Here is a 26,753-nt window from a genome sequence, read left to right on the forward strand (position 1 = left end):
GGCGTTGAGTCTCCAGTCTGAATTTAAAAGAGTTATTTACCACTGATAGCTCGCAACGCCGCTCTTGGCACAGTCCCCCCTCTGTCTTTTCCTTTTCCCACTTAGGTATTACATCATGGCTACCCAATCTGCTGATTCTGAATATTTTCGCGACTCTCAAACTCAGGCCCAGATGGAACTTCTCGCCACAATTGTTCAGACTGATGTTGCTTACCCCTGGAATCCTGCACAGCTTGAATCCGAATCTTATTTAACTGCCCTAGAGCAGGAATTTGCGCTATCTGATTCATTCAGCGACAGCGATATTGCCCTGAAGTCCCAAGTTTTATTCTCGCAATTAGAACAAGTTTGGCTGACGACTGCTCTGCAAAAGTCTTTGCGCGAGAAATTTGCTCGCGTGCCTCAAGATTTTCTGGCCAGCATCGCTCAAAGCGTACAAAACGCAACTGTTAAGTATCAATCTTTAGCTGACCAAATGGTAGAGTGCGTCTTAGATATTTTGCCTCAGTGGGCTGAGGAAGATTTGCAGGTGTTGGCACGTCCTTTGGCTTATGCGATGCGAGATGTTGATTCGGAGGGGGGGGAATTGGTCATGGCAACTAAAAGACCTTGGGCCCAATTGTCGGAAATAGAACAAGCCAGAGTTAGTTTGGCTGTCGCCCGCTATGCAATCTCGCAATTAGAAATTGCTGATTAGTTTTTTGATGGCTTTGTTTTTGTGCTGCGAGCGCGGTAATTTTTTTAAATTAATATAAAATTTATCTACCTTTAGTTAGATGTCAAATTCATCTAATTGCTAAATCCTAGGGATTGCTATAGTTTGATATAGCAATCCTATTTGATTTGTAGAGTAGCACCAATCCGTAGTATTTCGGCGTAATCCGAGGTATTGCAGCTACTCCAGACCACTCAAAGCGAGTAATCGTTATCTCTAAGCGTTTAAGTTCACACCTTGGGATTCGCTAGTTCCAAGCTCTGTAAGTAGATTGTTAAACATCCGAGATTGGTTAGAGGAAGTGCAATCTGCATAGTACCGAGAAGATAACAGGGTTGAAGCAAACTTTACTTTTAGGAAACAACGCCAAAATGTTGAAACCCAATTTCGTTTTTGTAATTGATGCTAAAAAGAAACCGCTTACACCGTGTAAGCCTTCTATGGCGAGACGTTTATTATCGATGGGTAGAGCATCTGTTTTTAGAAAATATCCGTTCAGCATCATTCTCAAAAAAGAGGTTGCAGATATTCCTAAACCCGTCACAATTAAACTAGACCCCGGTTCTAAAACCACAGGGATTGCTCTTGTTCAAAACGACAAAGTAATCTTTGGTGCTGAGTTGACTCATCGCGGTCAAGCCATCAAAGCATCTTTAGAATCCCGTCGTTCTCTACGTCGGGGGAGGCGTTCTCGTCACACTCGCTATCGGCAAGCACGGTTTCTCAATCGCACCCGCCCTTCAGGTTGGTTGCCTCCAAGTTTGCAGCATCGCGTAGAAACTACTTTGACATGGGTGAATAAATTAATCAAATTTGCACCCATCAGTGAGATCGTTCAGGAGCTTGTCAGATTTGATTTACAACAACTTGAAAACCCAGAAATCTCAGGCATTCAGTATCAGCAAGGCATTTTATGTGGGTACGAAATCCGCGAGTATTTATTGAATAAATGGAACAGGAAATGCGCTTACTGCGACGTGACTGACACACCATTGCAAGTCGAACACATCCAGCCCAAAGCAAAAGGTGGCACAAATCGGATCTCCAATCTGTGCCTGGCTTGCGAGAAATGCAATCTCAAAAAAGGGACTCAGGATATTAGCGTTTTCTTAGCCAAAAAGCCAGATGTTCTGCGATCGGTTCTAGCTCAAGCAAAGCGCCCCTTAAAAGACGCGGCTGCGGTCAACTCAACCCGATGGGCATTGTTCAACCGACTCAAAGAAACGGGTATTCCTGTCTCGGAGGGTTCGGGTGGTCTGACCAAGTACAACCGCACTCGACTTAGCCTGCCTAAAACTCACTGGTTAGATGCGGCTTGTGTGGGTCAGATTGATTCCTTGGAGATGCTCGCCTTACAGCCCTTGCTGATTAAATCAACAGGACAAGGGAATCGACAGTCCACTAGAAACGATAAATACGGTTTTCCTTGTGCCAAGCCTAGACAGTCTTTTACTCATTGTAGGACTGGTGATATTGTTGCCATTCAGCTTCTAGAAGACCGCAAGCGATTCCAATCAGGACTTTACGTTGGACGGGTCAAGACTCCAACAGATAAAGGTGTTGAGATCAAGATCGGTAATTTTCGACTAAGTACAAAAGATCTGAGCAACGTCAAATTCTTGCACAAACAAGATGGCTATCAATATGCGTCAATCAACTCCGCTTTACTCCAATAAAGGCGTTTCTAGTAATTAGACAAGATATAGCCTTTCTCTGTAACATGAGGTGCACGCTTGATAAGCGGGCATAGGCCTCCGTGGGCATAGGCCTCCGTGGGCATACCTCACCAAGATTGAGAACTGGTGTAATTTTTTTTGAACTATAGCAAGCGCGCCCGACGTTTATGACTGAGATGTGGCAGAATTTTTAGTAAGATTTTTATGGGCGGCGTCGCAGAAACGGCCCCCAAGAAATATTTTTTATTATGGAACAGGCCGGAAAGCCTGTTACGGACATTGCTGAAATCCTTGCCGAATATTGCTTCTGACCGAAAGCATCCAGGATACAAGCCCCCCAATTTATCCGGGGGGTCAATGCTTCAATTCTTTAATCTAAAATCTAAAATCTAAAATCGATTGACTTCTCTCCTCGGTAACTAAAGCCTTCTTCCTTCTTCCTTCTGCTATATTTGGCCAGGTTTGGACTCGCTTAGCAGTTTGGCAACAGCAAGCAAGATGAATTATCATACAAGGGTCAGAATGTTAAAAAATGTAAAAATAGTAATTGGGGAGTGTCGGAATTTTCAACTGAAGTAAAAAGTGGACAGCAGGAAACCCTTACTGTGGCATGCACGATCGGGACTTTAAAATTATTTTATGACAACTTCAAGATTTGATTTTCAAGACTTGAAACGCCGCTTTGGGCGGATTTCGCGGGTGCCGGCGGCAACGCTAGTCGTGTTGGGTGCGGTTGCTTTCGCAGGTGCGATCGCCGGGGCCTGGTTTGCCGGTGAAGGTACAGTCAGCGGTATTTTTGCCACAATCAACATTTGGCAGCAAAACCCGCCTGTGTGGCTGCAAGTGCCTGCTACGAGCAAGATGTATTTGTTAGTGCCGACTTTTATGCTGGTTTCGGCCGCTTTAGCTGCAATTAAAATTTCGCCTCAACCGCAGAAATGGTCGCGCGCTGTGGTAGTTGCAATAATTCTAGCTTTAACCATTCGCTACGTTTTATGGCGATCGCTCGCTACTCTAAATTTAACCGATCCCCTCAACGGTATCTTTAGTTTAGGGCTGTTTTTCCTAGAAATGCTACTGGTTTTCAACACCAGTATTCAAATGTATTTAATGCTGAGAATGAAAGACCGGCGTCGAGAAGCCGATCGCATGGCAGTTGCAGTTGAAGCTGGAAACTTCACCCCGCCCGTAGATATTTTTATCCCAACTTACAACGAACCGGCTTTTATTTTACGGCGCAGTGTAATCGGCTGTCAAGCTTTAGATTATCCCCACAAAAAAATATATTTGCTCGACGATACCAAGCGCCCTGAAATCAAGTTGCTGGCAAAAGAACTGGGATGCGAGTATATAACCAGACCCGATAATATTCACGCCAAAGCTGGAAACATTAATCATGCCACACCCCTAACTAATGGAGAACTAATTGTAGTTTTCGATGCAGATTTTATTCCCACTAAAAACTTTTTAACTCGAACAGTTGGATTTTTTCAAAATCCCGAAATCGCCCTCGTTCAAACACCGCAAAGCTTTTACAACCACGACCCCATCTCCCGTAATTTAGGTTTAGAAAATGTGATCGCGCCGGAAGAAGAAATTTTTTACAGGCAAATTGAAATCATCAAAGACAGCGCCGACAGCGTGGTTTGTTGCGGTACATCTTTTGTAGTTAGGCGGAGTGCTTTAGAAACAGCGGGAGGCTTGGTCACAGATTCAATCTGCGAAGATTATTTTACCGGAATTCGGCTGTCAGCAACCGGATATCGCTTAGTTTATTTAGATGAAAAATTGAGTGCGGGTTTGGCGGCTGAAAATATAGAGGCTCATCTAAATCAAAGGCTACGCTGGGCGCGAGGCACGCTTCAGGCATTTTTTATTGATTCCAATCCTTTAACAATTCGCGGTCTTACATTCGTACAGAGGCTATCTCATTTGGAAGGATTGGTGCACTGGTTTACCAGTTTAACCAAGGTTTTATATCTGTTGATACCTTTAGCTTATTCATTTCTCGGCATAATTCCTTTGCGGGCAAGTGCGCGGGAATTGCTGTACTTTTTCCTGCCTTACTATTTGGTGCAACTGACTGTGTTTTCTTGGCTGAACCGCAGATCGGGCTCGGCTTTGCTTTCGGATATTTATTCGTTCGTGCAGTGTATTCCTTTAGCGGTGACGGTGGTGAGTTCCATGCTGAAACCCTTTGGGAAAGGGTTTCAGGTGACGCCAAAAGGAATGGCGAGCGATCGCTTTAATTTTAACTGGAATTTGGGATGGCCTTTGATTGTCTTGTTCGCAGCTACAGCATTCAGTTTATGGCACAATTTAAACATTAATTTAGTGAAAAATGTAGGCACCGTACAGTCAATATCAGAAAGTGCACATTTGTTGTTGTCAAAAGGAATGAGTTTGGGATGGGTTTGGAGCGCGTACAACCTCCTGATGATCGGGATTGCCTTACTAATTTTGGTGGATATTCCTAAGCCGGACATTTACGAATGGTTCAATTTACGCAGGGTGGTACAATTAAATATTGGCGGTAAAAGTTTTTGGGGTATAACTACTGTAATTTCGGAAAGTGGCGCTGAAGTTGCTCTGACGCAGTGGCCAAGTTTTGCGGTGAAAGGTAATGGTAGTAAAGAGAGTTTGACCCCAGCAGAGATTTTGCCAAAATATGCCGTTCAGACAAGTTTATTGCAGGGTAAAATAAAAGCGCTCTCTCGCAGTGCGGCAGTCAAAGCAAGGAGATCCGTAGCGCCCTCTGTTGTTGAGTTGGGCACTGAGCGTCCTTTGGCCCAAGGTTTGATTGATTGCGATTCGGCGACTCTAGAAATTATGGAAGAGAACTGTTTTATTCCTGTGGCTAAGATTGAGTTGGTGAGCGATAAATCTCAGTTGGAGTCAAGTTTTCGGGATGGGAAAGACGGCAGTTTTGTGGAATTTCCCACTGTGCGAATTGCGTTCGATCGCCTGAACATTAGCCAGCACCGCTGTTTGATCGAAATGCTGTACTGTCGGCCCGGCCAGTGGCAGCGGCAGGAAACTCCCGGAGAATGGCGATCGCTGTGGCTGTTGTTGAGAATTGCTTTGAAACCGAGGGCTGTTTTTGAGAGGAATAGGGCAGTTAGGCCGATCGGAGTTTCGCAACTGTAGATCGAGTTTCCCTCCCGGGCGGGTTTCACCAAACATTTATCACGACAACAAACAATCCCATCAAGCCGCCCCCGCCCAGGAACAATGGTAGATTTTATAGCAACCGCCAAGACGGTTAGGACGTTTTTAATGGCTGACACGATTGATTTTATTGCTTCTTCCTTCTTCCTTCTTCCTTCTTCCTTTTTCCTTCTTCCTTCGGCTATACATAGACAAATGACCAGAACTTGTTTTTTAATTAATCGGCACAAACTCGTAACCGTAACTGGTGCGATTTCCGGGTTTAACAGTTACTAATTGAACTGCTCGATTGCGATCGCCCGAAGGTAAAAACCGAATCGGGCCCGATGCTCCATTTGCGGAAAAATCTGACGCCGATAAAGTTTGTTGAATGCCTGTACGAGTCGGATTGCGCCCTAAACCAACAATTAACGCGATCGCCGCGTCGTAGGCTAAAGCTGTGCGCCAACTTACTTCAGCATTCCACAGTTGTTTGGATGTTTGGGGAAAGTTTGACTGCGGATCTGCGAGAATATGCCAAGGAATCGCCAGCACCATATCTGTTGCTCCCGCGCCACCGATTTGCAGGATTTTAGCAGTATAAACGTCGTCTCCTGCGAGTAACGGCAGGCGTTTGGCGTTTACTTGCACTACTTGCAAAGCTTGGTCGAGCGTGGCGGTATTGGCTGCTAACACAATCACTTCTGCTCCCTGGGCGATCGCGCTTTTAAAGCTCTCGGCCGCATTAAAATTGCCCTTAGCCAAGTCAAATTCCGATACTACTTGTCCGCCATCTCCGTAAAGAGCAGTAGTGAATTCACTTTTTAAAGATTTGCTATAATTGCTAGCAGAATTGAAAAATACAGCAGCTTTTTTCTTTTGCAATTTTGTCAGCATATAGCGGGAAATAGCATTAGCCGCAAACCGATCGCTCGGCACTGTCCGAAATATATTGTTGCCAACTCCTGAAAGCTGCACCGACGTACTTGTGGGAGAAATTGCTACTAATTGTTTTTGCTGGTAAATCTGGCTGGCTGCTAGCGTTGCGTCAGAACTAAAATGCCCGATCACTCCTAAAACTTCAGAGTTATTTGCGATCGCGCTGGCAATTTGCGAGGCAATTTCTGGGTTGTTGTCGTCGTTAGCAATTAGCACTTTTAATGGAGTACCGCTAATGCCGCCGCTTTGGTTGATTTCATTTTGAGCTTGAGCGACGCCCCGCAGAATTTCTTGAGCACCATTGATATCGGCGCCAATGGGAACTGCGGCGGCAATTGTGTAGGATTTTTGAGATCCGATGCGGGCGTTGTTGAGGTAAATTAGTGCTTCGGGATCGTTGCGATTGGTTTTCAGCGAAGCTTGTAAGTCGGAAAGAGCTGCGTTATAGTTGCCAGATGCGATCGCCTGTACTGCTGCTTGTTTGGTTGTTGTGGCTTGCTCTGGAATTAACACTTTTTGTCCGGCACTCAGACGCTGCCCAATTGCCTGCTCTGATTGCGGGGAATTCCCCGTCGGAGACTTGGGAAATGTCTGATTTTGGGGTGATAAACCTCCGAGATTGATGCCGCCTCGGCTTGTCAGCCACCAAATACCTGCACCGGCTAGCCCGATCGTAATTAGGAGCGATAATACCAGAACAACGGTTTCATTTTTTTGGGACATGGCGGCAGAATTTTAGATTTTAGGTTTTAGATTCAACGACTTAGGAAGTTCGGTCACGAGCAATGTACGGGATGTAACGCATTTAATAACAAGTTTTCCTTCTTTTAATAATTTATGTAGCAATTATTCTAATTGTGCTACTGGAGATAGATGATTTTTGGCTGACATATACATATATTTTAGCGCTTGGTAATTTATTTCAACTTGATCTTCTACAAATCTAACTGCGTAGCAGCTTTGAGCCAGTGACGTTGACTGTGATACCTGCGGATTGTCCCGTCTCTGAGGGTTTCGCTTCTTCGCCGTATTTGGCGCTGCTGGGGGTGGGAGGCATTTCTGGTGTGATTTCTGGTGCTGTTTCAGCTACCGTGTCTCCTGAGTCTGCCATCGGGGGCAGGGCGGTTTCATTCTCACGAAAATCGCGTTTTTGACTCTTGTAGTGCCAAGAATGCCTACCCCCCCACAGACAACTTCACAGGCGTTTGAGACATGGGGGCAGCCACGGGCGGCAGCCACGGGGGGCAGCCCCTACAAGAGAATGAAACAGCCCTGCGATCGGCGGGGGTGCGATCGCGGTGTTGTACAATTTGAGGATGATTCTTGTGGGGAGTTAAGGGTTAGCGTCCCGCCTGGTGTGAAAATACACGCCTTCGGGCGAAGAGATCCCATCCCACAAAACAATCAAAATCATCCCGCTATTATGCAACGCCATAAATAGGGCTGTGGCGATTGCGATCATTACGTTAAAAAAGCCTCTACCATCGGTGCTTATTCTGAGGCTTGCTGTGGCATCAGGTGGTTGTTTTGACCGTACCACAAGCTGATTGCTGCGAGCTATGCAGCCAACTAGGGCCACCAGCGAACCCGGTATTTTCCCTGTTTCTTTTTCCATCCTTGAGCTGCTTGCTCGCGGTTATGACGCCTGGAGTAAAGAGTGGCTGGCTTATAGCTTGCTTAACTTGTTGACTGCCCTTTTATTTGCGGTCATACTTCCTACTAAGGTAGAACAATCAGCTACATTTAGTTTGTTGCGAATCCTACTTTATAGGTTTTTTTATGTTGTTTAGCTTTTTGTAAACATTTTTGAGCGGTTCATATCACAATTTTTTAATAAATTCTTTTTCTTAATTATATCTTTATTTTTTCGCCCAACCTAGACAGTGGGGGAGTTTTTAATTATCCAGGAGCGGGGAAAGATTAAAGTTTTTTTAAGTTTGACAAAATAAAGGACATCTTTTGTAATATAAAGAAGAAAGTTGAAAAAAATATAAAGACAAACTAATTGGATAAAAGTGTCGCTAAGGTAGTAAAAATGACGGTTGGTCAGAGAAAAAGAGTGTTAAGCTAGGCTAAGCTCAGCCAAAGCAAAACCTCGATATTTAATTAAGTTCGATCGATACCAAAGGCTAAGGTAAAGTTCATGGCAAACTCAGTTTTAAATCAGCCAAACGCAGCAGCAGGAGTGCAGTGGCAGCCAAAAGATATTATCCGCAGCCTAGTGTGGAAAATTGCGATCGCAACCTGGCTGTTAATGGCTGTAGGCAGCGCCACGCGAGTGATGAATGCGGGGCTCGCTTGCCCCGACTGGCCGCTGTGCTACGGTCAATTAATACCTGCAGCGCAAATGAATTTGCAGGTATTTCTGGAATGGTTTCACCGGTTGGACGCTGCGGCAATTGGCTTAAGCGCGATCGCACTTTTAGGACTATCTTTGTTTTACCGCAGCCGCCTGCCAAAATGGCTGCCTTGGGCGAGCGCCGGAGCAGTATTTTTAATCGTTTTTCAGGGCGTATTGGGCGGCTTGACAGTAACACAACTGCTGAGATTTGACATCGTTACCGCTCACTTGGGAACAGCTTTACTATTTTTTGGCGCCCTGCTAGTCATCGGTTTCATGCTGACTCCCTACGAAGCTACAGGAAATGTCGGCAAATTAGCTTGGGTAAGTTCGATCGCAGCATTGTTAGTTTACCTGCAAAGTTTGTTAGGAGCATTAGTAGGCTCTAGATGGGCTCTGCACCAATGTTTGGACTCCTCAGAATTGTGCTCGGTAATGAACAGCCACATCGCCGGTATCGTACCAGCTACAGCAGCGACTTTAGCCGTAGCAGTGATGGCTTGGCGGCAGCCTGCACTGAGTCCAAATTTGCGAAAACTGGCTAATTGGGCGAGTGTTTGTCTAATTGCTCAATTAGTTCTGGGATTAGCAACTTTCCGGCTGCACCTTCAGGTAGAACCGCTGACAGTGGCCCACCAAGCAGTCGGTGCTGCTTTGCTGGGAACCCTGATAGCTTTTAGTGTTTTAGCTTGGCGCGATCGAGTTTTATCAGCTTGAGAGTAATATCATGTCCGGTAGCATCGTTATTATATAGTGCAAGGTCTTGTAGGGGCGGGTTCACCATGATTCTCGATCTAAAAGCCAACAGTTTCATAAACCCGCCCCGCCCATACAAGCACCAATCAACCGGACACTCTCTAAAAGGCAGATTTATCTATTTCTTGAGTAAGAGGGGCCGGATTTATCCCTCGGTGGGGGCGGGTTTATTAATCCTTGTAGCTACAGTAAATATTTCTCGTAAAACCCGCCCCTACAAACCAATGACTGACAACTAACAACTAACAACTAATAACCGATGCAAGAAGTTCTTACCAACGACAGGCCCCGCCTCCACGAAAACTTTTCGCAAGTCGTGAAAAGTTACTATCAACTAACAAAACCTAGAATTATTTTACTGCTGCTAATCACTACCTCAGCAGGAATGTGGATGGCAGCCAAAGGAGAAGTCGATCCGCTATTGCTGGTGTCAACTATTACTGGAGGCGCTTTAGCTTCTGCGTCGGCGAATACGATTAATTGTGTCTACGACAGTGACATCGATTATATTATGGAGCGCACCCGGTGGCGGCCGATTCCTTCCGGGCGTGTCAAGAAGCGGGATGCTTTGATATTTGCGATCGCCCTAGCTACAATATCCTTTACATTGCTGACAGTTGTTGCCAACTTATTAGCCGCATTGCTAGCAATGTCAGGCATCCTTTTCTATGTCCTAATTTACACCCACTGGCTGAAGCGCCACAGCGTGCAAAACATCGTTATTGGCGGTGCAGCAGGGGCGATTCCGCCGCTAGTTGGGTGGGCTGCGGTGACGGGAGATTTGAGTTGGGGTGCGTGGCTGCTGTTTGGGATTATCTTCCTGTGGACACCGCCGCATTTTTGGGCATTAGCAATGATGATTCGCGACGAATACAAGGAAGTAGGCGTCCCGATGTTACCCGTAATTGAGGGCGACGAAGAGACAGCCCGCCAAATTTGGATTTACACGCTATTGATGATTCCTGCAACTTTCCTGCTAGTTTATCCCCTGAATTTAGCGGGCGCGGTGTATGCGGGAACAGCTATTTTCCTCGGTGCTATTTTTGCCCAAAAAGCTTGGTTGCTCTTGCAGACTCCAGAGGATAAGATTGTGGCGCGATCGCTCTTCAAATACTCTATTCTGTACCTGATGCTCTTGTGCGCCGGAATAGTGGTTGACAGTTTGCCTGTGACTCATAATTTGACTACTGCTCTTGTACAAAATGTGCAAACTTTGATTAGTGCAGTTGTGATGTAGTCTGCTTTTAGAGCCCTGACTTCTTGAAGAAGTCGGGGCTCTGGATATATTATAAAATTTAAAGTGGAGGAAAGTTCTGATGGCTGAGAATACTGTGAAAGTAGACATCTCATTTCAATCACTGCTGGAAGCTATTTCGTCACTGGGAATTGCTGAAAGATACAAGATATGGGAATTTTTGGAAGCTGAATTATTCCCGAATGAGGACGATTCTCCAGAAGACATTGCCGAAATTGAAGCTGCCCGTGCTGACTACAAAGCTGGAGATTACACAACTTTCGATCGATATATGGCACAACGGGCAAATTGCTGAGGCAAGTTAATGCGGTTTCTGGCAAATGAAAACTTTCCACCAAGTGACTTGACCATTTCGACAGATGAAATTACCCAACGGAGAGAAGGCACTGCTGGGTGACAAGCTTGAGCGATACTCACTAAATATGCAGCATCCCAAAGGAAAAGATAAAGCCATCCTATTTAGAAATCGATTGGGAATCACACTAGAAAACAAAGCTATTTTAGAAGTTGTTCTATTAGAATCTGCGGTCAATCAGGAGGCGGAAATTTACAAAACAGACAACTATGGAACCCAGTATGATATCAAATTTTTCATGACCACGGAAACGGGAAGCTCTTGGGTGCTGTCATGTTGGATGATTCGCACCGATGAAGACTTTCCTAGGCTAACTAATACCTATCCTGTCAATAAGTGAGGATACTGTGATGACGTTACACGAGTATGATGTTGTTGCCTTGACTGAAGAAATTCACGCAATCCATAAAGCAACCTATCAGCCAATTTTGCTCCGACCTGGACAAGTTGGCACTATTCTGATGAGCTTTGAGGATCGTGCTTATCTAGTAGATTTTGCGGATGCTCAAGGTAATACCTATGCAATGGAAACCATTCCCTCAGAGAAACTCATGGAACTCGTTTATGAGCCACTTCCTGCCTACGCCTAACCTACGAATAATACTTTACAGAGTATTGAGTTGGAAGTGGCGATCGCAGAATTATATCGCGGTGTGAGTTTGGGGCGATAAATGAAGTAAGCTAGAGACAAAGGTTTTAAATAATTTTAACCCATGCCAGCATCCGTTGCTTATCTGTTTGACCGAATTACAGTGAACCCAAGACAATGTGGCGATCGTCCCTGCATCCGGGGAATGCGGATTCGAGTCATCGATATCCTAGAGTTGCTGGCTGCGGGTGAGCAAATTTTTAAGTTTATCGAAGAATTTCCAGACTTGGAAATTGACTATATTAAAGCTACGCTTCTGTATGCAGTCCGCAAGCTCGATCGTCCTGTTTTAGCCGCATGACAATTTGGTTGAATTTTCATCGAACGGCAGCAATTGCTATGTGAATTAGTGCCACTTTTGGTGAAATACATCAGCGATCTGCGGTATTTTTCTCTTCTATTGGGTATTGTACCGCAACTGCGATACAATTATAAGTTCGACTGCTAGATTTTCGTAAACTCGTAATCAGTTGATATATTTCGGGAATGTCTGAAAAAACTCTGCTAAGTGAAATTGTTCATTGTCCCCATGCACGAGAGTGTCAAGAAGATCTTTCTGTTGAAAATCCATGTCGTAAAATTGTTGACTCTCAAAATGCAATTGGGTTAGAAAAATTTCAAGTGCCTGAACCTTGGAGTGGACAGATAGAGCAAGCACCCATTCTCTTCCTGAGTTCAAATCCATCAATTGGCTCTGATGAAGATTACCCAACTTGGGATTGGTCATGTAGCGAAGTACACGATTATTTCAATTACCGTTTTGGAGGAGGACGTAAGCACTGGATCGTTGATGGTACAAAATCCTTGCTAAAAGACGGGAAATATAGTCGCTCTACTCGATTTTGGGCAGCGGTTAGACAACGTGCGATTGAGCTACTTCAACGGAACGTTAGTCCAGGCATTGATTATGCGCTTACCGAGATAGTGCATTGTAAGTCTCGTGCCGAAACTGGTGTAGAAGAATCACAGGAGCAATGTGTGGAAGCCTACTTGTTGAGAGTTTTAGAACTAGCAAGAGCAAAAGTGATAGTGGTACTGGGGGCACGCGCAAAGCAAGTGATTCAAAGCCAATTCAATATCTCTACAGCAAATTCAATATCCGAGTTCGTTGAGATAGGGAATCGTGAAAGATTTTTTGCTTTTCTCCCCCATCCAAATGCTCGGACCCACCGTTCTTTTGCTAAGTGTTTACAGGGTGATGAACTTGAAAAGTTACGCGCTTTTTTGCGGTAGCATCAAAATACGGCAAGAGATGCGCGCACTCGAACAACGCCAATGCACCCGACCGTCGAAATCCTGTCGGTGGCAGTCTGAGGTAATTTGCGGCGGGTGATTGGCAACGTTAGACCGCTAAATCTGAGTTGGGTAGTGGCTTGAATGTATCTATCAAATTCCAACCCAAAGGTGAATGTCATGCAAGCTAAACTTCAAGAACAACTTTCTCCTGATGCCGAAGTTATTTTGGGACGTTTGCCAGAACGAATTAAAGCTGCTCTAATTGCGCGTGCTGCGAAAATTGAATATCCGATCGCCATTTCGATCGCCAATTTTCAAGGGCACAGAAGCATTAGGTTTCGTAGATTGCAAACCAGGACGCGGGCAGTAAAATCGAGAAGTCCCAGGCGATGAAGTTCGATATAAGGTGAAAGCCCGATCGCTAAAATGATGAATAGATGTTGCTGCCAAGATAACCATGACCACCATCACCCTCAACCTCTCTCCCGAACTCGAACACCAGATCCGTACTGAAGCATCTCGACAGGGCGTGGAACCCGATCGTTACATCCTCAACACCCTGCAAGAACGCCTCCAGCCTAGACTTCCAACCACCCAACCTACTGAAGCCGACTTGCTGCAACAAATTAACATCGGCTTTAGTGCACAAACCTGGGAAGAATACCATGCCCTCATCGCCAAGCGTCATGCCGAAACCCTGACTCCCGATGAACACAAGCAACTGATCCAAATGAGCTCGCGCCTTGAACAACTCAACGTTACCCGCATTCAAGCCTTAATTCAACTCGCAACCTTCCGCAACCAACCTCTGACAGATCTGATGCAAACCCTGGGCTGCCTGCGGGTTCTTCCGTCTATGATAATAAGTAGTTAGAATCAAAAAAATGTATGCCAGTTGTAGCAGTTAAAACTTACATAGAGTATCGGAATGATGCCTATTGGGTTGAAGGAACTCGGATTTCTCTTGACTCGATCGCCTATGCTTTCTGTCAAGGATTATCGCCCGAAACTATTGTTCAGTCTTTCCCACTACTGACACTGGAACAGGTTTATGGGGCAATCGCCTTTTATCTAGCCAACCGCGCTGAAATCGACGCTTACTTAGCCGCCGAAGAAGCTGCATTTGATGCCATGCCTCAACCTCTACAAACCAGCGATCCAGCTTTGTACAACAAACTGATTGCAGCTAAAGCAGCAACACAGCAGGTGCAATCGTGAATGTGCGCTATCAAGCTGATGCTGACTTAAATCAGGCGATCGTCACAGGATTACTGCGACGAGAATCTACAATCGACTTTCAAACTGCTTTTGCTGCTGGGTTAGAAGGCGTTAAAGATTTAGAAGTGCTGGCAATTGCAGCACAGCAAAGACGTGTTCTTGTCAGCCACGATCGCAAAACAATGCCATCGGAATTTTCTGAGTTCATTACTACTAATCAGAGTGCTGGAGTCATTATTGTTTCCCGAAAAATACCGATGGAAGTTGTCATCGAAGAACTACTCTTGATTTGGGCAGCATCTAGTGCAGAGGAATGGGTCGATCGTATTGCTAAGCTACCCCTTTGATGCACACTAAAATGGATATTGAAAGCGTTAAGCTAGAAACAGACAACAGAGAGCCAACCTACGCAAAAGGTTAATATCAATGGTTGCGATCGCCCAAAAAACCCTTTCCTTCGAGGAATTTCTCAACTGGGATGACGACTCCGGCAGGTCATTTGAGCTAGTCAATAAAGTACATCTTGAACACTACCAAATTTTTCAATGTTTCAACTTCTGGCTGTTAGCGGGAAACTGCCGATTTCGGTTGCAGATTCTGGCAGAGGGGGGCGCAGACAAAGATAAACTAGCGGCCCTAACAGCGGAACTAGAGACACTGCCCAAAAAATGCGATCGTCCGAGAGTCCGCGGCGTGCCATGTCGTCTCCCAAAAGTGACGGAAATATTACAGCCATCAAGCAACAATCCCAAGTTATTAAATGCACAAAAGGAATTGACTGCCACTGCTTGACATAATCTCCCCAATCTCCATTTAACCAAGCCCAAGCTAACAGCCAGATAGTAGTTAGTAAAAGTACAATGCCTGTCCAGCGGGAGTCTGATATTTTGATCAACATATCTTTGCGGCCGGAAAATTGTGGCTGGGGCTGGCGGAGGAGTAAGTAGGGAATTAAGCCGATGATACCTGCCCCGTTGGAAGCGAGGAAAGCAGGCCCAGCGGATATATTTTGGGTTCTCTCATCAATGAATAGGAGGCAAGCGTAGACCATCGGCCAGACTCCCATGAGAGCGAATATAGTGACAAGGTAGGGGTTGATTCCTTCTAGCTGCAACTTGAGCATTTTTTCGATAACTGTTAACGTTCCGGGCTGATCGAGAGGAGCTAGCAGCAAGGTGTAGGCAATAAATGTTGCCCACAGCAACCCCAGAAACATTTTTGTTTTCATCAGATATAACGAGTAGTGGAAGCCGACTAAAGTAAATTATGGTAAAGTAGCCGCCGAGTTAGCGCCGTCTATCTTAGGTAATAAGCAGTTCGATTGGAACAGCGGCGGGAAACCCCGTTTTAGTTCGGGGATGAAATGCTCTACAGCAGCCGATCATTACTTTAGGCAGACGCAGGGGTCATGTCAGGAGAGATACATTTTAAAGAATCGGTTGTTTTTATTACAAAACCCCCCTTAGAAAAGGAGTTTCAGCAATGAACTTAATATCTGTAGAGGAACTCAAAGCACTGGTACAACAATCTCCTGGATTGTGCGTCTCAATTTATATGCCAGTGACTCAAGGAACAGAAATTCAACAAAACCCGATTCGGTTCAAAAATTTAATCAGAGAGGCTGAAGACAAAATTGTAGAGTACGGATTTGACAAAAAAGAAGCTGCCCAATTGCTAGAGCCAGTCCGAGCAGAAATTGACCAGGAAAACTTTTGGGAAAATCAAAGCAACCTGCTGGCGATTTTTGTCGGTTCGGGATTTTTCCGCTACTATACCTGTCCGGTGAATTTTGAGGAATTAGTGGTTGTGAGCGACAATTTTCACGTCAAACCGCTGATGCCTATGCTGACAGGAGATAATTTATTTTATGTTTTAGCTCTCAGTCAGAAGGAAGTGAGGCTGATTGAGTGTACGCCTTACAGTGCTAGGGAAGTTGAAGTTGAAAACTTGCCGAAAAGCCTTGAGGAGGCTCTGCAATATGACCCGACTGCTAAAGATGGTCAGTTTCGGATTGCTACTTCAAAAGGAGGCACTAATAATTCTTTTCAGCAGCCGGGAAGTTTTCACGGTCAAGGAAGTCCAGATCGAGATGAGCCCCAGCAGGAAATTTTGCAGTATTTCCACATAATTGATGGGGCGCTGCACAAATATTTGCACAATAAAAAAGCTCCTTTAGTGTTAGCTGGAGTTGAGTATTTGCTCCCGCTTTACCGAGAAGCCAATACCTACCCGCATTTATTTGAAGAAGGAATTACAGGCAATCAGAAACTTCTCAAGCCGGAAGAGTTGCGGGCCGAAGCTTTGCCGCTGGTGGAACCTTTGTTTTTGCAGGCTCAGTCAGAGGCGATCGCACAATACCACGATCTGACAGGAAGCGATAAAATTTCTGCTGATTTGAAAGAAGCTGTTTCGGCTGCTTATTTTGGACGAGTCGATCGACTATTTGTTGCTCTTGGCGTTCAGCAGTGGGGTACTTTTAATCCCGATACGAACGCGGTGCAAATCCACCCAGATGCAGAATTGGGCGACGAAGATTTGTTGAATGCGGCAGCAATTCAAACTATTCTCAATGGCGGAACTGTTTACGCGGTGCCACCGGAAAAAGTGCCGGACGAGGCGCCTTTAGCTGCTATTTTCCGCTATTAATTTACCAGGTTTAAAGCAATGGAATCGAGTTCAATGACAAATTCCGACAAACAAAACCAAAGTAGCAGCGGCGATACCGAACGCTGGGCATCTTTAATTGGTGGCGGGGCGCTGGTGCTTTTTGGTTTGTCGCAGCGTTCTTTGAGAGGTGCTTTGCTGGCGGTTGCGGGCGGCGGTTTAGCGGCTCGCGGGCTGGGGGTTGTGGAGGGTTTGCAGTCGGCCGCTGATCCGAATCAAAGCATTAAAGTTGAAAAGACGGTGACGATCGACAAACCGGCGGATGAATTGTACCGTTTATGGCGCAATTTTGAAAATTTACCTCGGTTTATGAAGCATCTCAAACACGTTACGGTAATAGATGAAAAACGTTCTCACTGGATTGCCAGCGCGCCGATGGGCAATAGTGTGGAATGGGATGCAGAGATTGTCCGCGAAGAAGAAAATCGCTTAATTGCTTGGGCGTCTGTGGAAGGGGCTGATGTTGACAATTCTGGCTTTGTGCGCTTTCAACCGGCACCAGCGGGACGCGGTACTGAGGTAAAAGTTGTCATCGAATACAACCCTCCGGGCGGTGCAATTGGTGCTGGTGCTGCTAAACTATTTGGCGAAGCTCCCGAACAGCAAATTGCCAATGATTTACGTCGCTTTAAGCAGTTGATGGAAGCTGGGGAAATAGCGACTACGGAAGGTCAAACTTCGGGCCGCAAGTAAGTATCGCACTTTTGGTGGTAAGCCCTTGTAGGGACAGGGCGAGTGTAGGGACTTAGGACAAGCCCATAGGTGTTCAACTTAAGCTTTTTGTCCACCAGTCCTCCCGCCCACCCGTTAGTCCGCCAGGGAATGAATTCCCTGTCTCATAGCTAAAGTCCTCTCAAAGAGGACTGAAAAACTCATTAGTCGTCTTCAGACGACTTTAGCTTTGAGGCAGCCAGGGAATGAATTCCCTGTCTCATAGCTAAAGTCCTCTCAAAGAGGACTGAAAAACTCATTAGTCGTCTTCAGACGACTTTAGCTTTGAGGCAGGGGTTTCAACCCCTGTCGGACTGTCGGACTATCGGTTGTACGTTAAGTTGACACCTCTGGACTCTTGGAGTGTCCCTACGACACGAGCGATCGAGCGGGATGTCCTTGAGTACAAAACGTAGAGTTTGTGCTCTCAAGCTATTTGTTGTTTACCTGATTAATTGATGTCATCTCAAGTGGTTTTCGGAAATGCGGGCGCTGAAGGTGCAAGTCGGGGCGGTTGGTTTGCGGGTCACTTTATGACTCCTGAAGATGACCCGCGATCGACTTCTGTTTTAGAGGTAAAATGGGGCACTCACCCCGCCGGAGATTGTAGGACTCAGTGGGCGGTAAATGCGGAAGCCACAACGCTTTCTATCCTGGTAAAAGGGCGGTTTCGCCTGCAATTTCCAGAGCAAGAAATCTTGCTGTCTCGCGAAGGAGATTATGCTCTCTGGCTACCGGGAGTGCCTCATTATTGGTCGGCGGAGGAGGATTCGACGATCGTCACTGTGCGCTGGCCTTCTCTACCTGGAGATAGTTCTGGCGTTAAGAATTAACTTTAACTTCGGGAACCAAAACGCGGCCAGTATAACCCGCGCGCTGGTAGCGATCGATCGCCTCGGATGCGATAACACCCGCTTTCCCACTCTCCACCAAGGCTACGCAAGCACCGCCAAAACCTCCGCCCGTCAGCCTTGCGCCGAAGACTCCGGGGATTGACTGCAAGATTGCCGCCAGCGTGTCTACTGCCGGCACCGAAACTTCGTAGTCGTCGCGCTGACTGGCATGGGAAGCATTCATTAACTCGCCAAAACGTTTGGCTGGTAAAGATTTTACCGCTTCGAGTACGCGGTTGTTTTCCGTAACCACGTGGCGCGCTCGTCTTCTGAGGGGTTCCGGTAATACTTCGACAGCTTGGGGGTCGGCGATATCCCTGAGAGCTTTAACTCCCAATATCCGCGCGGATTCCTCGCACTCGGCGCGCCGCTGGTTGTAGCCACTTCCTGCTGCTAGTTCGTGGCTTTCGCCACTGTCAATTATTAAAATTTCTGTGTTTGTGGGAAAAGGTATCGGGCGGCATTCGAGGCTGCGGGTGTCGATCAATAGCATGGTGTTGGTGTCTGCTAAACTCGATGCCATTTGATCCATGATGCCACAGTTCAAGCCGGCATATCGGATTTCGACTTGCTGTCCGATTTGAGCTAGGCGCACGTCGTCTAGGGGGAGGTTCAGTAGGGCGCGCACTCCTCTGAGGGTGGCTATTTCTAAAGCGGCGCTGCTGGACAAACCGGCTCCGATCGGCACAGTCGAGGTAATGTAGAGATTTATTGGCGGTATTTTGTATCCTTCTTTTTCTACAAGTCTCAGGCAGCCACAGATATAACTGACGAATTTTTGCGGTATGGTATCGTCGTCTGAAAAATTTATGAGTTCGTCATATTCTGCTGAATAAACATGGTGTCGATCGTCACTGCTGAAGCCGATTTGTACTGTGGTGCGCTGGGGAATCGCAGTTGGAAGTACAAATCCATCGTTGTAGTCTGTGTGTTCGCCCAGCAGGTTTACTCTGCCGGGGGCGCTGGCTGTGGTTTTGGGTAATGTACCAAATACTCGTTGGAATTTCATTTTTGGGGAAGTGGTAATTGGTTCTTGGTTATTTGTTATTGGTTATTTGTTATTGGTTATTTGAAAAAACCGCTATCCGTGCCTCCGTGACTTACGTGTTGTCCTGTTGGTAATTGGGAAGAAATAAATTTATTTTTTATCGTTTGTCCTTATTATAGTGCCCAAGTTTTTTGGTTAATTCAACCCCTGTTAACAAAAATAAACATCACCGTAGGTTGGGAAGAGATATTGAGCTGTGATAGAATGACAGGCTAAGATTTCTCCAAAAATTCAAAAAATGCGATCGACCAGACCCCGAAAACAGTTTGCTCAACATTGGCTCAAAAGCGAGAAAGCCTTAGATAAGATTGTGAAAGCGGCTTCTTTGGATCGCGATCGCGTCCTAGAAATTGGGCCGGGCACGGGGATTTTGACTCGGCGTTTACTGCCTGCGGCTGAGTCTGTTGTTGCTGTGGAGATCGATCGAGATTTGTGTCTCAAGCTAGCCAAACAACTCGGCAAAACCGACAATTTTTTACTGCTACAAGGCGACATCCTGGAAATGGACTTAGAGGCTGAACTAACGGCCTTTCCCAAATTCCAAAATCCCAATAAAGTTGTTGCCAACATTCCTTATAATATTACCGGCCCGATCCTGCAAAAACTGCTGGGAACGATATCTGTTCCTGCGGCTAAACCCTTCGATGCGATCGTGCTATTAGTGCAGAAAGAAGTGGCCCAAAGGCTTTACGCTAAACCGGGTTCGACAGCTTTTGGCGCGCTATCAGTGCGGGTGCAGTATTTAGCAGAATGCGAGTTAATTTGCGATGTGCCGTCTAAAGACTTTTTTCCGCCGCCAAAAGTCGATTCCGCCGTGGTGCGGCTGCTTCCCAGACAGATAGAAACTGTGGCGGTTAATCCGCGCTATTTGGAGAATTTAGTTAAGTTGGGATTTGGTAGCAAGCGCAAGATGCTGCGAAATAATTTGAAAGGGGCTGTGGATTTAGATAAACTCGTTCAATTGCTAGAAGAGTTACAGATAAATCCTCAATCTCGCGCTGAAGATTTAAGCGTGGATCAATGGGTAAGTTTGAGTAATAATATTATGTGCGATGTGTGAAATTCAGGATTGTGTTAGATACCAGAATTATTAAATAATTCGGATATCGGGGTGTTTTTTTATCCGGGCTTTTCGCTGTGACTCCTAACAGTTTAATTTAGGTTTTATGGGGATTTTTAAAGGTTTATTGCAGCCTCATGGGAATTTTTATAATAAATTCTACACCTTGCCCCGGTGCAGAAATACAGTGCAATTCGCCTTTATGTCTTACTGTGATAATTTGATAGCCAATCGATAAACCCAATCCCGTGCCTTTACCTACTGGTTTAGTGGTAAAAAATGGATTAAATAACTGGTTCCTCACCGATTCTGTTATTTCTGGCCCGTTGTTGCTAATTCGGATTTCTACCACTTGACTCTCTAAAACTTTGGTAGAAATTTTGATGAGGCGACGATCAGCTTCATTGGCTGCAATCCCCTCGCTGTGACTGTCTTCTTCTAAAGCATCAATAGCATTAGCCAGGATATTCATAAACACTTGATTTAGCTGTCCCGGATAGCACTCTATTTGGGGTAAATTGCCATATTCTTTGATAACTTGAATTTTCGCCAAACCGGGCTTAGCATTCAATCTGCTTTGCAAAATCATCAGTGTGCTGTCAATTCCTTCGTGAACGTCGGCTAATTTCATTTCTGCTTCGTCATGGCGCGAAAAAATTCGCAGCGACTTGACAATACCGAGAATGCGCTCTGCCCCGTTTTTCATAGAAATTAATATTTTTGGTAGGTCATAGATAATAAAATCTAAATCTACAGACTGGAGTTTTTCTCTAAGTGTGGGTAAGGGATTCGGATACTGCTCTTGATAGATATTCACCAATTCTAGCAAACTATCGGCATACTCGCGAGCGTGAGTAACATTCGCGTAAATAAAGTTAATCGGATTGTTGATTTCATGAGCAACCCCAGCGACTAATTGCCCCAAAGATGACATTTTTTCGCTTTGAATTAGCTTTGATTGAGCCTGCTGCAATTCAGACAAGGCTTGTTCGAGCTGTTGAGTTTGAGACTTTAACTCTGCGGTGCGTTCCTCAACTCTAATTTCTAATTCTTCTTTAGATTTTTTTAGTGCAGCTTCTGCTAATTGCCGCTCGACAATTTCCGATGCTAGGAGTCGGTTGGTCAATTCTAACTGTTGAGTTTGAGACTTTAACTCTGCGGTGCGTTCCTCAACTCTAATTTCTAATTCTTCTTTGGCTTTTTTTAGTGCAGCTTCTGCTAATTGGCGATCGACAATTTCAGCTTCTAGGAGTCGGTTGGCGGATTCTAACTGTGCGGGACTGGGAAGTGCTAGGGCTTGAGGCATTAAGTCTACCAAAAGTATGGCTGTAGCAAAGGAAATAAGGGCAGTAATTGCTTTCATTGTTCCTGAAAGCCAATAGGTAGGATGCCAAAGTGTCCAGAGTTCAAATATGTGAGTGATGCCACAGGCGACGATAAAGGTTCCAAACAGGGCAAAGATCCAATTAAATGGCAAATCTTCGCGTTTGGAAATAAAATAAACCAATGTAATCGGGATGGAAAAATACGCGAGTGCAATTATAGAATCTGAGGCAAGGTGAAGCCAGACTAACGGGGTATGCCAGAGATAGCAGTGGCCGTGAGGAATAAATGGCCCGGAACTAAAAAAAGTTTTCCACATTTCCTGCATAATATTTCCTTTGAGTTGTGAGAAAATGGACTCGGACTGGTGCCAATTAATTGCAACCAGGGGTTTCTTTCACCTGCGGCTTAATCACCTATGCGTTCATATTCTCTGCTAGCTTCCGCAAAAATCAATCTGTATCTGGAAATCATAGGCGATCGCCCCGACGGATATCACGAACTGGCGATGGTACTTCAAAGTATAGATTTAGCCGATCGAATTGACTTACGCGCGATCGGTACGGACACGATTCGCGTGCGCTGCGATCACCCGCAAGTCCCTCCTGACAAGAATAACCTGGCCTACCGGGCGGCGGATTTGTTGGCGAAGCAATTCCCCGATGCTTTGGCGAAATACGGCGGAGTCGAGATTGCCATTCACAAGCAGATTCCAGTGGCGGCGGGGCTTGCCGGCGGTTCGGCCAATGCGGCCGCGGTTTTAGTCGGGATGGATTTGCTGTGGCAATTGGGACTTACTCAGTCGGAGTTGCAAGAGTTGGGGGGAACTTTGGGTTCGGATGTGCCTTTTTGCATTGCTGGAGGTACGGCTTTGGCAACTGGTCGCGGAGATAAACTGTCGCCGCTGCCTGATTTGGGGGGCTTTTCTGTGGTGTTGGCCAAGTACCGCAATCTCAGTATTTCTACTGCATGGTCGTATCAAACTTATCGCCAGCAGTTCAGTAGTTCCTATTGTGCAGCGGAAGATTTGGTGTGTCGCCGGCAACGGCTGCATTCGGGCCCGATGGTGGGGGCGATCGCCCAAAAAGATCGATCGAAAATTGGTCAATTGCTGCACAACGATTTAGAAAAAGTTGCTTTGCCTGTGTACCCGCAGGTGTTGCAGTTGCGGCAGGCTTTTGAGTCGGCGGGGGCTTTGGGAACGATGATGTCGGGTTCCGGGCCAACGGTGTTTGCGCTGGCCGAGTCTTCAGAGCAGGCTCAGCAAGTTATGGAACGGGTTAAAAGTGCGATCGCTTCTCCAGATTTGGATTTTTGGGTAGCACAGTTTAGCAATACTGGAATTCAGATTTTTTCGGAGGGAAACGAGACGAAACCGCCGATTTCGAGGGTGTAACTCGAAGAGGGTGCGATCGCGATCGCCCGTTAAACCTGTCTAACAGGCGAGGGTCAAGATTAATCTAACTTTTCGCAGAGTCTATTGAGATCGAAGAACTGATAATATGTCATGCAACAGGGATTTTAGTTTTGGTGAATTAACCAGAAATCTAAAATCTAAAATCTAAAATCTAAAATCGCCATGACTGATTTAACTAATCCAAATTCTACTTCTAAACCTCTGAGTTCGGCTGGAGATGCAACCTCTGCATCTTCCACGCCGCCGACGATTTTGCGGTGCGTGATGGGTTCGCTGATCGCGGGTGGCTTTGCGGCGGCTTTGTACGCGCTAACTTTGTCTATAGTCCAAACTTTTGCAAATTCCCCCATTCATTCTGACAATGTGACTGCGATTAACATTGGCGCGGCTGTGCGAACTTTAGTCATGGGGATTGTGGCTTTGGGTGCGGGTGTTTTTGCTTTTGCATCTTTGGGTTTGATGCTGCTGGCTGTGCAACTTTTGATTCAAAAGTTGGTGAAAAAACCCACAGGTTGAAGTCTACAGGTTGAAACCATCGGGATACACAAATTCTCCTCCGCAAGGCAAAGACTGAATAGTAAGATCGAAGCAATGGAATTATTTACGATCGGACACTCCAATCTGAGTATTGAAGCGTTTGTTTTGCTGCTGCAACAACACGGAATTACGGCGGTTGCGGACGTGCGGTCGCATCCTTTTAGCCGCTATTTACCTCATTTTAATAAATCCGAAATTAAAGCTTCTCTGTCAAGTGTCGGCATTCAATATGTTTTTTTAGGCAAAGAGTTGGGCGCGAGACCAGAGGATTTAAGCTGTTACGATACTAGCGGTAAAGCTTTATACGATCGCATAGCAGCAACTCCTCTATTTTCCGAAGGAATTCAGCGCTTGATCCAAGGCGCAGCAAATTATAAAATCTGTTTAATGTGTGCGGAAAAAGACCCGATTACTTGTCATCGGACTATTTTAGTTTGCCAGAAACTCAGAGAATTTAATTTACAAATTCATCACATTCTTTCCGATGGCAATTTAGAATCGCACCAGCATTTAGAAGAAAGACTTTTGAGCAAGTTTAACAAAGGCAAAAAAAATAATGAGCCAATTCAGCTAAGCTTGTTTGAATTAGAGCCTCAAGTTAAACAGGAAATAGTAGATTTAGAAACAGCTTATTATCGTCACGGATTGGAAATCGCTTATGTCACAAAAGAAAGCCATTAATTTATTTACAATTGGTTTTACTCAAAAAAGCGCCGAGCAGTTTTTTGATACTTTGATGAAAGCGGGAGTCCGCAGGGTGATAGATACGCGGCTGAATAATGTATCGCAGTTGGCTGGTTTTGCTAAGCGAAAAGATTTAGAATATTTTCTGCGAACCATTGGTAATATTGAGTATGTTCACATTCTGGATTTAGCGCCGACTCAAGATATTTTGGATGATTATAAAAAGAAAAAGGGAGATTGGGAGGTTTATGAACAGAAGTTTTTGGGCTTAATGGGCGATAGACAAATTGAACACAAGGTTTCATCGGATATTTTAGACTGCGGGTGTCTGCTTTGTAGCGAACCAAAACCTCATAATTGTCACCGCCGCTTAGTTGCTGAATATCTCAGCAAGAAGTGGAAAAATGTTACAATTAATCATCTTTAATATTTAGTAAGGTGCGTCAGATCGGAGATTTTCAATCATCGCCCTAGAACTTCGTCTGACGCACCCTACCACTAATCTAAAATCTAAAATCTAAAATCTAAAATCGAATGACTCGGATAATTTGTCTCGCTAATTCCTGGAAACGCGGCGACAGGTGCATCGCCGGAATTAATGAACTTCAAGGTAAGTGGGTGCGTCCGGTTTCCGACTTACCAGATGGCCAAATTCCTAAAGAAATGCGGCAGATAAATAGACTTGAACCCGCGTTGTTAGATGTTCTAGAAATTCCTCTGGCAAAGACGGGGCCGGACTTTGGCTTTGAGTGTGAAAATCTTTCTGTTTTACCGGGAAAATGGCGGCAAGTAGGGAAAGTTCCGCCAGCATATTTGCTGAAATATTGCCAGAGTCAAGAATATATTTTGCACAACGATTTGCGATATGTTACGGTGGCATATATGCAGTCTTTGCCAATGTGCGATCGCTTAACTTTGCAATTAGTCAAAGCAGTAAGATTTACGGTAAAAAAGCTAAGTCAAAGATTTGAAGGTGGTAATAAATGGGAAGGATCTCTTGTCACGCAGCAGGGTCAAAGATTGACTGCAACAATTACCGATCCAGTGTTTATTAGAAAGTTAGAATTGGGGTATCGACCGCAAAAAGCTTGTTTGGTAACAGTGAGTTTGAGTATGCCTTGGCGGCCCGATGATTGGGAGGGAGATGACCCTTGTTGGAAGTTGATTGCGGGTGTGGTAGAGTTGCCGGAAGATGTTGTTGAGGATGAAATTTAGTTTTGATCAAAATGGGCGATCGATTATTTATTTCTTTTTATTTACCGCAAAAACTCTGTTCGTGCTATAATTCTGCGGGACTGTAGCAGGAAGGGGTGCTTTTTAATGAAAGCAGAATTTTATTTTGACTGTCACAAATATATTTGCAGTTTAGTTCAAGTAGATTTTGTCAAAGAATTAAAAATAAAAAATCATCAAGGTTTTGTTTTGGCTGTTAAGCAAGGACAAAAGATTGGACTTTTGGGAAAAAGTCGCCATAATGCTAAACAAGTTGATGTATCTAAGCCGCATTTTTATAATGTAATTAAAGCGGCTATGAGCGCTTTGGAATTAGAAACTAAAAATGAGGTGATATTAGAGAGAAATCGAACTCTTGCTGATGCCGAAGAAATGATTCAGCAGCAAAACCGAGAAATTCGGGTTCTCAACGAACAGCTAAGAATACTTGCAGAGCGAGTTGAAGAGTTGTTAGCCTCACAGCAGCCGCTACCAATGGAGATCGTAGATAATCAAATCATAGAAAGTGAAGTTAGTCAAGAAGTAGATGACTGTTCAGCGTCAGAGGCAGATTTATCGACCCCGGAAACAGAGAATGAAAGCCGAGAAACTGAAATTAGTCAGAACATAAAACAATTAGCAGTCCAGCTAATAGAACATCAACCGCAGTCGTCGGAATTTGAGGAAGTTGAAGAGGCTGAAATCAGTGGCATTAATGATGAAGAGGAAATTGTCGATTCCCAAGTCGGAGAACCGGAAGAAGACTGCATAGAAGTCAAACTTCCAGTAGGCGATCGTCAAATTAAGCAATTGCCTAAAAGAGCTTCTAACAGAAAGATGAGAAAGAAATATTGATGCTTTAGTTACTGAATCATCTTGTCACTATTCAACGTAAAATGCTCTTCTTTTAGATCCCC

30 protein-coding genes are annotated in these 26,753 nt (G+C 45.2%); 24 read left to right on the forward strand and 6 right to left on the reverse strand.

Annotation, left to right across the window (positions count from 1 at the left end; translation table 11 throughout):
* Window positions 1-115: 115 nt before the first annotated feature.
* The 3 genes from QUB35_RS08835 (at window position 116) to QUB35_RS08845 (ending at window position 5,538) form a co-directional block, all read left to right on the forward strand.
* Complete coding sequence (locus QUB35_RS08835) at window positions 116-697, forward strand: hypothetical protein (protein ID WP_333141258.1); 582 nt, start codon at window positions 116-118, stop codon at window positions 695-697.
* 389 nt (window positions 698-1,086) lie between these two features.
* Entirely contained in the window at window positions 1,087-2,391 is a 1,305-nt protein-coding gene (gene iscB, locus QUB35_RS08840; RefSeq protein ID WP_333141260.1) for an RNA-guided endonuclease IscB, read from the forward strand.
* 639 nt (window positions 2,392-3,030) lie between these two features.
* The gene (locus tag QUB35_RS08845) at window positions 3,031-5,538 is read left to right on the forward strand and encodes a glycosyltransferase family 2 protein (protein WP_333141262.1); all 2,508 of its coding nucleotides are present in this window, start codon (window positions 3,031-3,033) and stop codon (window positions 5,536-5,538) included.
* Between the two features lie 234 nt (window positions 5,539-5,772).
* Here the strand turns inward: QUB35_RS08845 and QUB35_RS08850 are convergent, their stop codons facing one another.
* From QUB35_RS08850 to QUB35_RS08860, 3 genes are all read right to left on the reverse strand, one after another.
* A complete protein-coding gene (locus tag QUB35_RS08850; protein ID WP_333141264.1) occupies window positions 5,773-7,200 on the reverse strand; it encodes an ABC transporter substrate-binding protein in 1,428 nt (475 codons plus the stop codon).
* A gap of 220 nt (window positions 7,201-7,420) precedes the next feature.
* A complete protein-coding gene (locus tag QUB35_RS08855) occupies window positions 7,421-7,588 on the reverse strand; it encodes a hypothetical protein (RefSeq protein ID WP_333141266.1) in 168 nt (55 codons plus the stop codon).
* A 222-nt stretch (window positions 7,589-7,810) separates the two neighbouring features.
* Window positions 7,811-8,092, reverse strand: coding sequence for a hypothetical protein (locus QUB35_RS08860; protein WP_333141268.1), 282 nt, complete (start codon window positions 8,090-8,092; stop codon window positions 7,811-7,813).
* Between the two features lie 528 nt (window positions 8,093-8,620).
* Here QUB35_RS08860 and QUB35_RS08865 point away from each other — a divergent pair.
* The 11 genes from QUB35_RS08865 (at window position 8,621) to QUB35_RS08915 (ending at window position 14,634) form a co-directional block, all read left to right on the forward strand.
* The gene (locus QUB35_RS08865) at window positions 8,621-9,535 is read left to right on the forward strand and encodes a heme A synthase (RefSeq protein WP_333141270.1); all 915 of its coding nucleotides are present in this window, start codon (window positions 8,621-8,623) and stop codon (window positions 9,533-9,535) included.
* A 298-nt stretch (window positions 9,536-9,833) separates the two neighbouring features.
* Entirely contained in the window at window positions 9,834-10,811 is a 978-nt protein-coding gene (locus QUB35_RS08870; RefSeq protein ID WP_333141272.1) for a heme o synthase, read from the forward strand.
* A gap of 79 nt (window positions 10,812-10,890) precedes the next feature.
* The gene (locus QUB35_RS08875) at window positions 10,891-11,124 is read left to right on the forward strand and encodes a hypothetical protein (protein ID WP_333141274.1); all 234 of its coding nucleotides are present in this window, start codon (window positions 10,891-10,893) and stop codon (window positions 11,122-11,124) included.
* Between the two features lie 64 nt (window positions 11,125-11,188).
* Window positions 11,189-11,524 (forward strand): DUF6883 domain-containing protein, encoded by a 336-nt coding sequence (locus QUB35_RS08880; protein WP_333141276.1) that lies wholly within the window; start codon window positions 11,189-11,191, stop codon window positions 11,522-11,524.
* 10 nt (window positions 11,525-11,534) lie between these two features.
* On the forward strand, window positions 11,535-11,774 hold the full coding sequence (locus QUB35_RS08885) for a DUF4926 domain-containing protein (protein ID WP_333141278.1): 240 nt from the start codon (window positions 11,535-11,537) through the stop codon (window positions 11,772-11,774).
* A 123-nt stretch (window positions 11,775-11,897) separates the two neighbouring features.
* Window positions 11,898-12,134 carry a DUF433 domain-containing protein gene (locus tag QUB35_RS08890; protein ID WP_333141280.1) on the forward strand — a complete coding sequence of 79 codons (237 nt, stop codon included), beginning with the start codon at window positions 11,898-11,900 and terminating at the stop codon, window positions 12,132-12,134.
* Between the two features lie 185 nt (window positions 12,135-12,319).
* Entirely contained in the window at window positions 12,320-13,066 is a 747-nt protein-coding gene (locus QUB35_RS08895; RefSeq protein ID WP_332997913.1) for a uracil-DNA glycosylase family protein, read from the forward strand.
* Between the two features lie 180 nt (window positions 13,067-13,246).
* Window positions 13,247-13,462: a hypothetical protein gene (locus tag QUB35_RS08900; protein WP_333141282.1), complete on the forward strand. Its 216-nt coding sequence runs from the start codon at window positions 13,247-13,249 to the stop codon at window positions 13,460-13,462.
* 64 nt (window positions 13,463-13,526) lie between these two features.
* Window positions 13,527-13,943 (forward strand): hypothetical protein, encoded by a 417-nt coding sequence (locus QUB35_RS08905; RefSeq protein WP_333141284.1) that lies wholly within the window; start codon window positions 13,527-13,529, stop codon window positions 13,941-13,943.
* Window positions 13,944-13,957: 14 nt separating this feature from the next.
* Window positions 13,958-14,287, forward strand: coding sequence for a DUF433 domain-containing protein (locus QUB35_RS08910; RefSeq protein WP_333141286.1), 330 nt, complete (start codon window positions 13,958-13,960; stop codon window positions 14,285-14,287).
* Complete coding sequence (locus tag QUB35_RS08915; RefSeq protein ID WP_333141288.1) at window positions 14,284-14,634, forward strand: DUF5615 family PIN-like protein; 351 nt, start codon at window positions 14,284-14,286, stop codon at window positions 14,632-14,634. Before QUB35_RS08910 ends, QUB35_RS08915 begins: the two co-directional genes overlap by 4 nt.
* 203 nt (window positions 14,635-14,837) lie before the next feature.
* Here the strand turns inward: QUB35_RS08915 and QUB35_RS08920 are convergent, their stop codons facing one another.
* Window positions 14,838-15,515 carry a DUF2834 domain-containing protein gene (locus QUB35_RS08920; protein WP_333141290.1) on the reverse strand — a complete coding sequence of 226 codons (678 nt, stop codon included), beginning with the start codon at window positions 15,513-15,515 and terminating at the stop codon, window positions 14,838-14,840.
* Between the two features lie 254 nt (window positions 15,516-15,769).
* Between QUB35_RS08920 and QUB35_RS08925 the strand changes: the two genes are divergently transcribed.
* From QUB35_RS08925 to QUB35_RS08935, 3 genes are all read left to right on the forward strand, one after another.
* The gene (locus QUB35_RS08925; protein ID WP_333141292.1) at window positions 15,770-16,933 is read left to right on the forward strand and encodes a baeRF3 domain-containing protein; all 1,164 of its coding nucleotides are present in this window, start codon (window positions 15,770-15,772) and stop codon (window positions 16,931-16,933) included.
* An 18-nt stretch (window positions 16,934-16,951) separates the two neighbouring features.
* Window positions 16,952-17,644 carry an SRPBCC family protein gene (locus tag QUB35_RS08930; protein WP_333141294.1) on the forward strand — a complete coding sequence of 231 codons (693 nt, stop codon included), beginning with the start codon at window positions 16,952-16,954 and terminating at the stop codon, window positions 17,642-17,644.
* A 476-nt stretch (window positions 17,645-18,120) separates the two neighbouring features.
* Complete coding sequence (locus tag QUB35_RS08935; protein WP_333141296.1) at window positions 18,121-18,495, forward strand: signal peptidase I; 375 nt, start codon at window positions 18,121-18,123, stop codon at window positions 18,493-18,495.
* On the opposite strand, the gene galK is transcribed toward QUB35_RS08935, so the two are convergent.
* Window positions 18,485-19,564: a galactokinase gene (gene galK / locus QUB35_RS08940; protein ID WP_333141298.1), complete on the reverse strand. Its 1,080-nt coding sequence runs from the start codon at window positions 19,562-19,564 to the stop codon at window positions 18,485-18,487. The two genes, QUB35_RS08935 and galK, sit on opposite strands and share 11 nt — an antisense overlap.
* Before the next feature lie 277 nt (window positions 19,565-19,841).
* Here galK and rsmA point away from each other — a divergent pair, with 277 nt between their 5' ends.
* Window positions 19,842-20,663 carry a 16S rRNA (adenine(1518)-N(6)/adenine(1519)-N(6))-dimethyltransferase RsmA gene (gene rsmA, locus QUB35_RS08945; protein ID WP_333141300.1) on the forward strand — a complete coding sequence of 274 codons (822 nt, stop codon included), beginning with the start codon at window positions 19,842-19,844 and terminating at the stop codon, window positions 20,661-20,663.
* A 124-nt stretch (window positions 20,664-20,787) separates the two neighbouring features.
* On the opposite strand, the gene QUB35_RS08950 is transcribed toward rsmA, so the two are convergent.
* Window positions 20,788-22,314: an ATP-binding protein gene (locus tag QUB35_RS08950; RefSeq protein WP_333141302.1), complete on the reverse strand. Its 1,527-nt coding sequence runs from the start codon at window positions 22,312-22,314 to the stop codon at window positions 20,788-20,790.
* 90 nt (window positions 22,315-22,404) lie between these two features.
* Between QUB35_RS08950 and ispE the strand changes: the two genes are divergently transcribed.
* The 6 genes from ispE to QUB35_RS08980 all read left to right on the forward strand — a co-directional run bounded on the left by ispE (window position 22,405) and on the right by QUB35_RS08980 (window position 26,691).
* A complete protein-coding gene (gene ispE, locus QUB35_RS08955) occupies window positions 22,405-23,382 on the forward strand; it encodes a 4-(cytidine 5'-diphospho)-2-C-methyl-D-erythritol kinase (protein WP_333141304.1) in 978 nt (325 codons plus the stop codon).
* A 183-nt stretch (window positions 23,383-23,565) separates the two neighbouring features.
* Window positions 23,566-23,919, forward strand: a complete 354-nt coding sequence (locus QUB35_RS08960; protein WP_333141306.1) for a DUF3082 domain-containing protein — start codon at window positions 23,566-23,568, stop codon at window positions 23,917-23,919.
* 75 nt (window positions 23,920-23,994) lie between these two features.
* The gene (locus tag QUB35_RS08965) at window positions 23,995-24,621 is read left to right on the forward strand and encodes a DUF488 domain-containing protein (protein ID WP_333108399.1); all 627 of its coding nucleotides are present in this window, start codon (window positions 23,995-23,997) and stop codon (window positions 24,619-24,621) included.
* Complete coding sequence (locus QUB35_RS08970) at window positions 24,599-25,051, forward strand: DUF488 domain-containing protein (protein ID WP_333141308.1); 453 nt, start codon at window positions 24,599-24,601, stop codon at window positions 25,049-25,051. The genes QUB35_RS08965 and QUB35_RS08970 overlap by 23 nt, the downstream gene beginning before the upstream one ends.
* Window positions 25,052-25,158: 107 nt before the next feature.
* On the forward strand, window positions 25,159-25,839 hold the full coding sequence (locus QUB35_RS08975) for a dual OB domain-containing protein (protein WP_333141310.1): 681 nt from the start codon (window positions 25,159-25,161) through the stop codon (window positions 25,837-25,839).
* Window positions 25,840-25,944: 105 nt separating this feature from the next.
* Window positions 25,945-26,691 carry a hypothetical protein gene (locus QUB35_RS08980; RefSeq protein WP_333141312.1) on the forward strand — a complete coding sequence of 249 codons (747 nt, stop codon included), beginning with the start codon at window positions 25,945-25,947 and terminating at the stop codon, window positions 26,689-26,691.
* Window positions 26,692-26,753 lie beyond the last annotated feature (62 nt).

Origin of the sequence: Microcoleus sp. B13-B6, from assembly GCF_036705405.1 — a bacterium.
Classification (GTDB): domain Bacteria; phylum Cyanobacteriota; class Cyanobacteriia; order Cyanobacteriales; family Microcoleaceae; genus Microcoleus.